The sequence below is a fragment of the Pelistega sp. MC2 genome, from assembly GCF_900099475.1.
In the GTDB taxonomy this organism is placed as follows: Bacteria; Pseudomonadota; Gammaproteobacteria; order Burkholderiales; family Burkholderiaceae_B; genus Taylorella; species Taylorella indica.
Genome location: NZ_LT628274.1, coordinates 683751 through 696864, shown reverse-complemented (window position 1 = coordinate 696864; position 13114 = coordinate 683751). Strand labels below are relative to the sequence as shown.

Annotated in this window: 11 protein-coding genes; 5 read left to right on the top strand and 6 right to left on the bottom strand. The window is 38.0% G+C overall.

The window, feature by feature from the left end; genetic code table 11:
* The first annotated feature begins 8 nt into the window (after positions 1-8).
* Together BQ4443_RS05005 and BQ4443_RS05000 are read left to right on the top strand one after the other, a co-directional pair.
* Positions 9-449: a pseudoazurin gene (locus BQ4443_RS05005; RefSeq protein WP_071058232.1), complete on the top strand. Its 441-nt coding sequence runs from the start codon at positions 9-11 to the stop codon at positions 447-449.
* A 183-nt stretch (positions 450-632) separates the two neighbouring features.
* On the top strand, positions 633-1511 hold the full coding sequence (locus tag BQ4443_RS05000; protein WP_071058231.1) for an ATP-grasp domain-containing protein: 879 nt from the start codon (positions 633-635) through the stop codon (positions 1509-1511).
* Between the two features lie 122 nt (positions 1512-1633).
* Here BQ4443_RS05000 and BQ4443_RS04995 read toward each other — a convergent pair whose 3' ends face one another.
* The 3 genes from BQ4443_RS04995 to BQ4443_RS04985 all read right to left on the bottom strand — a co-directional run bounded on the left by BQ4443_RS04995 (position 1634) and on the right by BQ4443_RS04985 (position 4457).
* On the bottom strand, positions 1634-2323 hold the full coding sequence (locus tag BQ4443_RS04995; RefSeq protein ID WP_023949171.1) for a Bax inhibitor-1/YccA family protein: 690 nt from the start codon (positions 2321-2323) through the stop codon (positions 1634-1636).
* A gap of 203 nt (positions 2324-2526) precedes the next feature.
* A complete protein-coding gene (locus BQ4443_RS04990; protein WP_071058230.1) occupies positions 2527-2973 on the bottom strand; it encodes a DNA polymerase III subunit chi in 447 nt (148 codons plus the stop codon).
* A 2-nt stretch (positions 2974-2975) separates the two neighbouring features.
* Entirely contained in the window at positions 2976-4457 is a 1482-nt protein-coding gene (locus tag BQ4443_RS04985) for a leucyl aminopeptidase (RefSeq protein ID WP_023949172.1), read from the bottom strand.
* 48 nt (positions 4458-4505) lie between these two features.
* Here BQ4443_RS04985 and lptF point away from each other — a divergent pair, with 48 nt between their 5' ends.
* Complete coding sequence (gene lptF / locus BQ4443_RS04980) at positions 4506-5630, top strand: LPS export ABC transporter permease LptF (RefSeq protein ID WP_071058229.1); 1125 nt, start codon at positions 4506-4508, stop codon at positions 5628-5630.
* Here lptF and BQ4443_RS04975 read toward each other — a convergent pair.
* On the bottom strand, positions 5616-6134 hold the full coding sequence (locus BQ4443_RS04975) for a hypothetical protein (protein ID WP_023949173.1): 519 nt from the start codon (positions 6132-6134) through the stop codon (positions 5616-5618). The two genes, lptF and BQ4443_RS04975, sit on opposite strands and share 15 nt — an antisense overlap.
* 183 nt (positions 6135-6317) lie before the next feature.
* Here BQ4443_RS04975 and BQ4443_RS04970 point away from each other — a divergent pair, with 183 nt between their 5' ends.
* Complete coding sequence (locus BQ4443_RS04970) at positions 6318-7949, top strand: acyl-CoA synthetase (RefSeq protein ID WP_023949174.1); 1632 nt, start codon at positions 6318-6320, stop codon at positions 7947-7949.
* Between the two features lie 16 nt (positions 7950-7965).
* On the opposite strand, the gene BQ4443_RS04965 is transcribed toward BQ4443_RS04970, so the two are convergent.
* Positions 7966-8769, bottom strand: a complete 804-nt coding sequence (locus tag BQ4443_RS04965) for a phosphatase PAP2 family protein (protein WP_083331864.1) — start codon at positions 8767-8769, stop codon at positions 7966-7968.
* A 349-nt stretch (positions 8770-9118) separates the two neighbouring features.
* A complete protein-coding gene (locus tag BQ4443_RS04960; protein ID WP_071058228.1) occupies positions 9119-10087 on the bottom strand; it encodes an Rpn family recombination-promoting nuclease/putative transposase in 969 nt (322 codons plus the stop codon).
* Positions 10088-10480: 393 nt separating this feature from the next.
* Between BQ4443_RS04960 and BQ4443_RS04955 the strand changes: the two genes are divergently transcribed.
* Positions 10481-13114 (top strand): PD-(D/E)XK nuclease family protein, encoded by a 2634-nt coding sequence (locus tag BQ4443_RS04955; protein WP_083331863.1) that lies wholly within the window; start codon positions 10481-10483, stop codon positions 13112-13114.

Genomic DNA, 13114 nt, shown 5'->3' with positions numbered 1-13114 from the left:
AATATATAATGCTTAAGAAATTATTAGTTATCGGTTTAATGGCAGCTTCAGCTCATACGATAGGGTTTGCTGCGAATCATGAAATTAAAATGCTTGACAATGGTACTGATGGCTCTATAGTATTTGAGCCCGGTTTTGTCAAGGCAGAGGTGGGTGATACGGTTACGTTTATTCCTACCAATAAAGGCCATTGGACACAAAGTCGTGTAGTGCCTGAAGGTGCGGAGAAATTCTTGTCAGAAGAGGATAAAGAGTTTACGGTTAAACTAACGAATGAAGGCGTATATGTATATGTATGCCCTCCACATCGTATGATGAATATGAGTGGTATTATTCAGGTAGGTAAAGCGACCAATAAAGAGCAAGCGGAAAAAATGGTTGTAGAACTTGAAAAACGTGCAAATGATAATAAAGGTCGCTTAGCCAAATACTTTGAACAGGTAAAATAGGTAGTTGGTTGTTAACTAGTGTTTTGAGTGTATAGGTTTTAGGTTAATCTGTATTATTGATTTTTTCAGTTTTATACTTACAATCTATCCATCACCTAATCATTAATGTTTTTCAATAAAACAATATAAGGCATAGAAACAATAGGTTTTATGCCTTTTTTGTTAAAGGAATATCAAAATAAAATGAAAAAGTTATTAGTAGCGACATGCACTGACTGGCCAAATCTCCCTGCGAATGTATTACCTATGGTTAATTTATTAGAGGAAAAAGGTATAAAGGTGACAGTGTCCCCGTGGCAGTCTAGCGTAGCCGCCGATTATATATTGCCATTATGTACATGGGATTATGCACAAACACCGATGGCTTTTTCAGAATGGTTAGCAGATATGAATAAGCATGGTTGCCAAACCGTCAACCCTGTAACGCTGATGCAATGGAATATGCATAAGTCCTATTTACAAGAGATTGCTAGTTGGGGGATTGATGTTATTCCTACGCAAGTTATGCCTCAAATCAATGCAGAAAAACTGCGAGAATTAGCGCTATCTATTTATCAGCAAACACAACAGCATATTGTTGTACTTAAACCGTTAATAGGACAAAGTGGGCAATCCGTTCAAAAATGGGATTGCTTGTCGTCAGAGCTACCTCATTTAGAGTGCTATCAGAACGGCTTGGTAATACAGCCTTACATACAAGCTATTGAACACTATGGTGAAACGAGTTTGATTTATTTTAATGGCGTGTTTAGTCATGCTGTAAAACGTCAGCCACCGGCAGGTGAGTGGCGTGCTAATTCAGCGTATGGTGTACAAATACATACCGTAGTGCCGAGTCAACAAGCCTTAGATCTCGCAACCGCTTTACTAGATAAATTACCTCATACACCTATTTATGCAAGGGTAGATGGTACGGATATATTGGCAGATAATCGATTCTTGCTTAACGAATTAGAAGTCATAGAGCCAGCTTTATATCTTCACACGAATCAACTAGCGAGTGAGCGTTTTGCGAATGTATTGCTTGAGATGATGGGAGTGAGTAAGAATAAAAATTACTGATAAATTCAGATGTATGACTGTCGTTAGATGCCTATCTAACATATTGCAGTACGTAAAAAAACGTTAAACGGAGACAGTTTCCGTTTAACGTTATAAAAAACTATATTTTAATTGATAGCTAATTAATCATCACCGCCAACAATACCAAAGATTTGTAAAAGACTTACAAAAATATTGTAAATGTTCAGGTATAAAGATAATGTTGCTGAGATGTAGTTAGTTTCCCCACCATTCACAATGCGTTGTACATCGAACAAAATAAATAGTGAAAAGATGATAGTACCAGCGGTAGCAATAGCTAGACTTAGTGCTGGAATTTGGAAAAAGATATTAGCTAAAGAGGCTAATATCAGAACGATAACACCAATAAATAATGTCTTACCTAAAAAGCTAAAATCACGTTTTGTTGTAGAGGCAATTGTTGCCATAACCGCAAAAATTATCGCCGTACTTCCAAACGCTAGGGCAATAATAGATGCACCATTCCCTAGTGACATTATTACGCCTAAAATACGTGAAAGCATAATACCCATAAAGAAGGTAAATAGCATAAGAAAGCCAATACCTGCGGCACTATGTTTGTTTTTTTCGATAAGGAACATTAAACCAAAAGCACCCACAAAGAAAATTAATGTACTAGCTAATGGACTCATGCTAGCGAATAAGTTGAAATTCAACGCTAGAATAGCACCAAGTACCGTTGGAATTAGCGAAATAGCTAATAAAATATAAGTGCTTCGTAAAACTTTATTACGAATGGTTATGCTAGTGTTAGCATGACTTGGCATAGAAAAATTGTCAGAATGTTGCATAAAAACTCCGATATTTAAAAAATAGGGGACTTGCATTCATTTTAACGTAGTTAAGACTTTTTACAAGATAGTTCACGACAAATAAATAAAATAAGTATTTCAATGAATTTAACTAAATAATCAATAGTGTTGAAGCAGATTACAAAAAGATACCAATAGTGTTTAGTGTTATTTCACAATTATTTGAAAAGTATATTTATTATTTAGAGCTGATGGAAACGCACTTCATGCCCTGATTGCTTGTAATGTTGAATACGTAGCTTCGCTAATTGTTTATCCTCAGGGTGATTTGAGACAATTTCTAAAACCTTATCGAATACCTCAAAAAAAGGTGGGCATGCTATATCAAGGTTTAGTAGCCAAGGCTTAGTGTCCTCTAAAAAATAGTCAAGAATATTTTCTGGAATTTCCGTTGCTACTTTAATCAAGGTAGGAATACCTTCTTTTTCAGATAGCTGATAATGATAAGGAGAATGGGGGATAAACGCAGTAGGATTAACCCCCCATAGATACTGGCTAAATGCCTCTAATCGTTTTAAGTCAGAGCAGAAAATCAGCAAAGGGCGGCCAGCCAAAAATTGTTTATACACAGTTTGGCTAGCTTGTTTTAGACGATGATCTGCTCCGTGAGCAACTTCAATACGGCTCATATTTATTTATTCAATAAAAATTCAACTAATAAAGGCACAGGACGACCACTGGCTCCCTTATTAGCACCACTAGTCCATGCTGTACCGGCAATGTCTAGGTGTGCCCATGAATATTTTTGAGTAAATTTTGCCAAGAAAGAGGCAGCCGTAATAGAGCCACCGGCAGGTGAACTAGCAATGTTTGCCATATCGGCAAAATTACTTTTTAATCGTTCGGAATAAGCCTCTCCTAAAGGCATTAACCAAGCTGTATCTTGTGCTTTCTTGCCTGAGGCTAGTAATTCTTCAGCTAACGCATCATCATTAGCAAAAAGACCAGTGTGAATATGGCCGAGAGAAACAATAATAGCACCAGTTAATGTGGCTACATCAATAACCGCTTCAGGGTTGAAACGTTCCGCATAGGTTAACGCATCACATAAAATTAGGCGTCCCTCTGCATCGGTATTTAAAATTTCAATGGTTTGACCAGACATACTTGTCACAATATCACCCGGTTTTGTAGCATGACCGCTAGGCATATTTTCTGTTGCTGGTACAAGTGCAATCACTGGGCGATTTAATCCAAGCTCGGCCACTGTTCTGATAACGCCAAATACGGTTGCGGCACCACACATATCATATTTCATTTCATCCATGTTTAAACCAGGTTTTAATGAAATACCACCTGTATCAAAGGTTACGCCTTTACCAACAAGTACGATAGGTTTTTGTTTAGCGTGTTTTTTAGACTCTGGTTGATATTGCAATACGATAAAGCGAGGATCTTGATTTGAACCAGCAGCTACTGATAAGAAAGAGCCCATTTTTAGTGCTTCTATTTGTTTTTTCTCTAACACTTCAGCAGATACTGTTTTATAGTTTTTTGCCAATGCTTTTGCTTGTTGGCCTAAATAGGTTGGCGTACAAATATTTGAGGGTAAATTACCTAATTCTCGGGTAAGGTTCATACCGTTAGCAATAGCTTGCCCTTGCGCTAAACCTAAGGCTACATCTTTATCAGTATCTTTATTAGTCGTGAAAACTAATTTTTTAATCGCAAAAGCAGTTAGCTTATCACTAAACGTTGCTGTGTACTCATAGGTAGCTAACGTTGCTGCACGTGCTGCAAAACGAGCAGCCTCCAATGAGTTAATTGTTTGATTTTCTGATAAGAAAGTAATTACCCCTTCTGATAGACTACTTTCTTTTAAATACTCGACGATAGCAGCTTGTGCTTTCATTAGATTATTCGCGTTATAATGGTCTTTTTTACCAAGACCAACGAGAACAACGCGCTCTGCAGCGATATTGTCTAACTCTCTTAAGACTAGTAGTTGACCTATTTTTGCTTTGAACTCTTTGGCAAGAATTTTTTTGATTTTACCCGCTGTATCAAGTTGTGCGGCAACGTCGCCTAAAAGACCATCTTCATAAACCCCTACAAAAAGAGCAGGAGTTTTTATTTGTTCAAAAGTACGATTGGATTGTGTGGTAAATTGCATTTTAAAACCTCTTTATTTAGATAATAGTATTATTACCCAAGTTTAATTATGTCGCTATTCAAACGCTCAGTTGTTGCTGAAATACTAAGTCATGCGGGTGTTGTTTTTTCAACATTGATTGTCGTATGGCTTAGTGTTTTGTTGGTGAGACTACTTGGACAAGCAGCTGAAGGCATTATCGGTGCGGATATTGTTGTTGCTATTTCTGCCTTTTCAAGTATTACGGCATTGCCCATTATCCTTATTGTTTCACTATTTATTGCTATTTTAACGACTATTTCTAGAAATTACCGTGAACAAGAAATGTTTGTATGGTTTTCTAGTGGTATTTCGTTATTAAATTGGATTCGCCCAGTGTTAAGAGTAGGGCTACCAGTCGCCATTTTAATTGCTATTTTGACAGTGGTGAGTTCTCCTTGGGCATATCGCCAAATTGAAGAATATCGCCAGCGCTATGCACAACGTTCAGATTTGTCTAAAGTGACGATGGGACAATTCTTGGAAACAGCTCAAGGTCAGAAAGTATTCTTTATAGAACCGTCTTCTAATCCTGATTATGAAACGGGTAAGGTATTTGCTCGTGATATGACTAAAAAGGGTGTGATTAGTATTATTAATGCAGATCATGCCAAGTTTAGTCGAAATGAAGAGACGGGTGAACGTTTTATTGAGTTGGAAAAAGGGAGTCGTTATGATGCGACGTTGAATTCACCAGAGTTCAAAATATCCACGTTTGATCATTTGAAAATGCGTATTGAAAATGAGAAAAAAATGTCTGAGAGCCAGATTAGAGCCAGCTCTTTAAACCAACTCAAGGCAAGACCGTTGGAGAAGCTTATTGCAGATAATAATAAAAAAAGTGACTCACAATTAATGTGGCGTTTTTCCTTACCTTTAGCAGCATTAAACTTAGCCTTATTAGCTATTCCATTAGGAGCTGTTAATCCTCGTCTAGGTAAATCGGGGAACGTCATTATAGCAGCTATTGTTGGGCTGTTATATATGAACATTCTCAATATGATGCGAGGTTGGATTGCCGCAGGAAAGATTGGTCTATGGACAGGATTAGTGTCTGTTAATGGCGGTGTATTATTGCTCGTTATATTTTTATTTTGGTGGAAAATGAGAGTTAAAGCACCCAAAAAACGACCAGTAGCATTACAAAAAGCTTAGTTGTTGATAAGTGGCGTGATCCTCGCGAATATAGCGAAAAATTAATGTTCCTTCATAGTTTTTTCGTTTGCCAACTTCAACTGTTAGTTGCCAGGTAGGAATGACTGCTTGGCTCTCTAATTGCTTAATAAAGTCATTCAATTCACCAGTTTGACGTAGATGGTGAATATAAAGTTCCTGAGCACTCCACAATAAACCCTCGTCAGGTCCTGTTTTTTGTTCATCCACAGTAAAGCCTGCATAACGTATAGCGTAGCCATTTTTTATTTTGTCACAGGACGGCACCATTACTTCAGCATTAAGCAATTGCTCTAGTGCTAATTTTGACGGACGAATACTTGGTGTTTTTGATTGTCCCGCACGCAAGGTGAGGAGTTCATCACACAAGGTCATAATATCTTGGGGATTGACCAAAGCTAAAAATTTATTATAAGAAGACCAGCTGCGGTCAGTTTCAGCTTGTTTGGCGCCATCACGTAATAATTTGATTTGCTCGGTATTCATAAGAGGTGAGTCTGAAAAACGAGCTCTATTTTACCAGATTATTATTACTAGGGATTTCCATAGGTTAAGAAGATTCTTTGATTTTTATTAAAGACTTATTGTAATTTACCAGTATGATTAAAAAATATTCGCTCTTTTATTTTCTTTTTAATTTATCGAATATCTTTCTATAAGGAGGGTTATATGGCAGACTTTGATACTGATTTAACGCAAAATGCGGCAAATTTTATTCCTCTTACGCCTGTGGATTTTATTCGTCGTGCGGCAGAGGTATATGGTCATCGACAAGCGATTGTACATGGTGATTTGCGTCAGACATGGAGACAAACTTATGATCGTTGTCGTCAATTAGCTGCGGCACTAAGACAACGAGGCATCAAGCGTAATTCTACAGTTGCTGTACTTCTATATAATACTCCCGCCATGGTTGAGGCACACTTTGGTGTGCCTATGTCTGGTGGCGTGCTTTGTTCGCTAAATGTACGATTAGATACAGAAGCGTTAATTTTTTGTTTACAGCATGGAGAAGCTGAAATTTTACTTGCAGATAGTGAATTTGCTCCCCATATTCCTCAGATAAAAAAAGCATGTCCTAATCTGACAATTATTCAAGTAAACGATAATCTAGGCCCGACAGATGTCGAAGATTTCTCTGATATCACTTACGAAGATTTATTGAATGAAGCGCAGGATTTAACGAATTGGGTGATGCCAGAAAATGAATGGGATGCGATTGCACTTAACTATACGTCTGGCACCACGGGCAATCCTAAGGGAGTTGTGTATCATCACCGAGGGGCTGCGTTAAATGCTATTTCACAAATTCTTGAGTGGGATATGCCTAAGTTCCCTAATTATTTATGGACATTGCCATTATTTCATTGTAATGGTTGGTGCATGGCATGGGCAATTGCAGCACGTGCTGGGGTTAATGTATGCTTAAGAAAGTTTGAACCTAAACTATGTTTTGATTTAATTCGCCAACATCATGTGACACATTATTGTGCAGCACCTGTGGTACACGCGGCATTAGCGAATGCACCAGAGGCGTTGAAAGCTGGTATTAATCACCAAGTTAAAGGTCAAGTGGCTGGAGCTGCTCCGCCAGAAGCTATTTTGGCAAATATGGAAAAAATGGGATTTGATATTAGCCATGTATATGGATTAACGGAAGTTTACGGTCCTTCAGCGGTATGTGCTGAACAAGAAGAATGGGCTGACTTGCCTGTATCAGAAAGAGCTGCCTTAAAAGCACGTCAAGGTGTACGTTATCATTTACAAGGTGATGTGGATGTACTAGATCCTGTTACGATGGAGCCTGTTAAAGCTGACGGTCAAACGTTTGGTGAAATTATGTTCCGTGGCAATATTGTCATGAAAGGATATTTGAAAAATAAAAAAACGACGGATGAGTCATTTGCGGGGGGATGGTACCATACAGGTGATTTGGCGGTAAAATATCCTGATGGCTATGTCCAAATTAAAGATCGTTCAAAAGATATTATTATTTCGGGTGGGGAAAATATTTCTTCACTGGAAGTTGAAGATGTTATCTATAAATTCCCTGGTGTGGCTACTTGTGCCGTCGTTGCCCTAAATGATGAAAAGTGGGGTGAAGTACCTGTCGCGTTTATTGAGCTTAAAGATGATGCCCCTCCAGTGACGGAAGAGGAAATCATTGAATACTGCCGTGAACATATGGCAAAATTCAAAGCACCTAAAAAGGTTGTTTTTGGCGAGTTACACAAAACAGCGACTGGTAAAATTCAGAAATTTGAATTACGTAAACAAGCGTCTGAGTTATTTGGTAGTTAATATTTTTATCTTGAGACTAAGAGTTGGATAATATTATCTGACTCTTAGACCTATATTGATGTTTAATGTATAGCGCATAAGATTTGATCAGAGTGCCTAAGGAAATTAGCAGACATATTAGCGCGATATAATAAACAGCTAAGGGGTTACTGATCATTTTTTTTATTAATGCAATAGCACTACCAGTGAATAAAATAATAAAGAAAGGATAATATTTTGGATTAGCTATCCATGACCATATATGATATTTTTGATTGGTCAAAATCCCAAGGGCCGCACAAAAATAGCCAATCGTACAGCCGATCAAGACACCAAGAGGATAATGAGCTCCTATTGCAACTCTTGATAGTGCTAAACCTAGCTCAATGATGATAAATATAATAAACCACGTAAGTTTATTGGTAAGGTTTTTAGGGCGAAGAGCAAATACCAATACAAATAATGTTGTCGCTATAGTTATTGAGTGTCCAGAGGGTAGGCTATTAAAACCTTTATAGACTTCGCCAATAACAACAAACTCTTCTTGACTAAACATTTGTGCAGGTCGTGGCATCTCGAAAAGGCGTTTCAGACCGTTAGATAAAATTGCAGAGCAAATTGAAGCTGATGCTAGAGCCTCCCATATTTTAGGTAAATACACAAGCACCAGACTTAATAGAGAGAAAGCAATTAACACATTACCTAGCTGCGTTAAGTTATATTGCAACTGAGGAAATTGGGAGAGCTTTGCATTTAAATACAAGAAAATAGGTTTTTGAAGCTCAGCATATTTTACTGGTGAAAAGCGTGGTAGTGAAATAGAACACCTATTACGAGACATAGTATAAGAATAGGTGGTATGAGAGAGTAACTATTGAGGGTATTTAAATTATGGGCGATTTTATTTGCCAATAATGGAGTAGTTGAAGGCGAAAGGTTTTTTTTCCCATAAAAAAACATGGCTATTCCCCAATAGTCATTTGAAAAAGATTAAAAATATGGTTTGAAGCTTTTTTGCTCTTTATATTTCTTATGCAAAAAGTAATAGTATTAGTAGTGCTAATTTTTTGACGTAATATTAAACGAATTTATGATGAAATACCACTCATTTAAGGGATATGAGTAATTTTTAAATGTCATCTAATGAGATTTAACCATAATTATGTATGTAGTTGTTCATACGAGATATTTTAGAGCTGCTTAATTTTTTCTGCAGAAAGTCCGGTGACTTTTTGGATAAGTGTTATGTCCATCCCCTCTGTTTTGAGGCTCTTCGCTACTTGAGTTAAGCCTTCAAGTTTACCTTCAGCCATTCCACTTGTATAGCGTTCATCTAATGCAATAAGGTGATTCCAATGGTATTTATTACGGCGAATAAAGTCCTCAAACTCTTGCGCCGTCATTTGAGCAGTATTGGCTTTTTGAAAGATTTCTCTAAAGGTCTTATCAAGCGTTAGTGATTCAGGCATGGTCTCTATTTCTCCGAGGTAGTTAATAAGATAAAGCCAAGCATCTAGGCGACTATGCTGATAGTCTAACTGATTTTTTTTAATTTTTGGGAGTTCCAGAAAAATAAGATTGAGTTTTGAGCTAATAGCCGTTCCTGTATCTAAATCATTCAGTCTGGTATGACTAATAAAGCTGTCTTTCTCAAAATAGATAAAGTTAACAAATGAAATCACATAGACTGGCTCAAGTGGCTTATGCCAATTGCTCTGAGTATTGAGTTGCTTATTCATGGACGTTATCCCATAGGCAAGGGCACGGTCAATATAGTGTGGCTGCTTGATATTTTGCATTTCGATGATCAGATGTGTGTTATCGCTGGTGGTGCAATAGATATCAAAGATAACATTACGATTGTCTAATTGCTTACCGATTTGTTCGGTATTGTTAAAGGTCAGGTCGATAATGGGCGGCTCTTTGCCTTGCAGAATGGCATTGAGGAGGTCAATCAACAAAGGCTTGTGTTTTTCTTGACCGAACATCCATTTAAAGACCCAATCCGTTTTAAGACTAAGGATAGGCGGTAGAGAGGGAATAGGTGTAGTGATATTTTCTGATGTATTGGGTGTGATAATTTGAGTAGTTGATGTTGTCTTACTCGTGGTTGTAAATAGAGAATTATCTAAAGAAGATGAAGGTATTTTGTCAGTCATAAGTGTGAGTTTCTATTGGATAACAAAGAATAAAAAATTATTTATTTATGCTAAAGTGAATAGTACTGACTGACAATTAGACAAAAATATCCGTAGAGGAAGATTATGTGATGAATGACAGAGCTTGTTAAAGGAAGAACGTTTTTTATAAGTCTTTATATTAATGATAGATAAAATATTCTATCTAATATTGTTGTCTAAGAGTTATTTTTTGTTTTTGAGTATTTATTCTCACAATGAAACAATAAAATTACGTAACTATTAGACAAAACAAGAGGCTTTAAAAGATGTGCTGCGTAATATTTTCATCTAATGGCAATAACTATCCTAGCGTTAGTTATCTTTTTCAAATCTCATTTATAATCGTATCAATTGTAACTATGTTGACCGATTATGACTGTTTTTACGCCCTTATCTCTTACTGAGTTATCGTCATTACCTCCCACGCAGACAACCCTTATTACCGCTAATAATCGTCTAGCGATGTTTATGAAAAAGCTGTTATTGCAACAGCGGGCGGCTGATGTGAAGGTGATTAGTCTGCCTACGATTATGCCTTATAAAGCATGGTTTCAGCAGTTAGCAACGACGTTAAATTTTCAGCAAGTGGAGATGCCTATTGTGCTTAATGAGATGGCACAGCAATGGTATTGGCGACAAGCATTACAAACGGCATTAAAAAATAGTGATGAGCCTTTGGTGAATATGGCAGCGGCAGCGGTCTCCTTGAATCAGGCACATAGTTTGGAGACAGAATGGGGGATTGAGGTTAGGGCGGATGAGGTCAATCCTGAATATACAGCGTTTTGTGAATGGCGTCAGCAATATCAACAGTTATTGGCGGCATTGCCTGCGTGGGATACGCCTGTTTTGGCAACACAGCTGCAGCAAGCGATTCAAGAGGGTAAATTAAAAGCACCTGCACATATTGTATTGTTAGGTTTTTATAGTTTAAGTGCGTATCAACAGCGTCTGCTCGAAGTGTGTATTGCTAATGGAAGCAAGGTTTATCAATTAGTATTACATCGTGAAAAGGCTCAATCGATAGAGGTATATCGTGCCGAGGATTCGTATCAAGAAATGTTATCAGCATTGATGTGGGCAGCACAGTATATTCAACGCAATCCTACGCATAAAGTCGCTTTAGTCGTGCCAGACTTACAGCATTCCGTCCCGCAACTTCGGCGCTTGCTCACGCTGATGTTTAAGGATACGGTATTGGATCAGCAGTGGCATATAGCGGTAGGGCGACCGTTAAGTGAATGGGGATTGGTACGTTCTGTGCTAGCGTGGTTCCGACTATTAGTACGTTTTCAACAAGGTGCAGTGGTGCTGGCGGATGTGGGTAATGCTTTGTTAAATGCAGAGTTTGCGTTTGACTCGTATTATCGTGAACGGTTGGCAATGTGGGATTGTACCTTGCGTTCTGGTACATCGGTAAAATTATCGTACAACGCTTTTTCTGATGAGTTATCAAAAATTCATCCTAGTCATGCTCAGGCTTTTCAAACGAGTATCGATACATGGTCTATGAAAAAAAGAACCTGTGCAGAGTGGGTGCAGGTGTATCAAGAGACCTTAAAATCCTTTTCTTTTCCGAGTGGTTTCTCATTAAATAGTATTAATTATCAGCTTTGTCAGGCATTTGAACAAGCGATGAAAGCCTTTTCTGTGTTAGATGAAATGCTACCTGCGTTGGGTGCAGATGAAGCCTTATCGTTATTTGAGCAACACCTTGGGCAAACTATGTTCCAAGGACAGCGCCCAGCTAATGTCGTACTCGATATCGTGGGGTTATATGAAATAGAGGGAGGGCAATGGGATGCTGTGTGGGTATCGGGGTTAACGGATAATGTGCTACCTCAAATTTCCAATCCTAATCCCTATTTGCCTATACGCAGTCAGCGTAGAGCACATGTGATGCATGCAACGCCAGAAAGTGAAATGGCATGGGCAACACAAGTTTTTGAGGCGATATTGCATAGTGCACCCTTAGTCGTATTTAGTTATCCGAGTCTCAAAGGTGAAGAAATTTTACGTCACAGTAGTTTTTTAAGCCCTTATCTAGCGACACAAAAAAACTTGCCAATACAGCATATTAAGTCTGCTCAAGACGTTGTGTTAGAAAAAATAATAGATGATTGTGGCTTGCCGATGCAAGGGCATGTTGAGGGTGGATATCACACCTTAGAGAAGCAATCCATCAATCCACTATGGGCATATGCTGTGCTGCGGTTACAGCTAGAAACGCTACCTGATTATCCTGAGACTGAATTGACATCTCTAGTAAAAGGTAATTTTTTACATAAGGTGATGGAGTTGTTTTATTTTACAGGGTGTCACCAAAGTAAGCTTCAAGATAAAGAATGGGTTACTCAGCAGTTACAGCAAGCCTTAGAGACGGCAGGTCAGACAGAATTATCACATCTAAGCTCTCCGACATTAAGAGCATTAACGATAGAGCGTGCTCGTGATCTTGTCTTGCAATTAATTGACTATGATGCCGAAAAGCGTTTGCCATTTAAGATTAGGGAAACGGAAAGACGTTATATGTTGGAAGAAGAGGGATTGCACTTTACCTTCAAAGTGGATCGTATTGATGAAAATGAGAAAGAGCATTTGATTTTTATTGATTACAAAACAGGAAGTTTGGAATCTGCGTCAGAATACAAAAAGCACTGGTTGGATCGTGAGCGCTTAAAAAATCTGCAATTACCTTTATATGCATCGCTGTTAAAGATTGCTCCTGCGGCTGATGTAGATGGGGTGGCATTTAGTAGTCTCTCTCGGCAAAAAGAATATTATGTGGGCCTCTGGCAAAATCTTTATGCTCATAATCAAAATGACAGAGTTTTGATTAACGCTGAGCAGTGGATAGAAATCACAGACAAATGGCAGTCTACGTTATTGTTGTTATTCCAAGAAATAGCAAGAGGTGAGGCTAAAAATCGCTACTTGGATATCGATGATATGAGACATTGTGATGTGTTGCCATTTTTAAGATTACATGAGACAGAGGAGGAATAA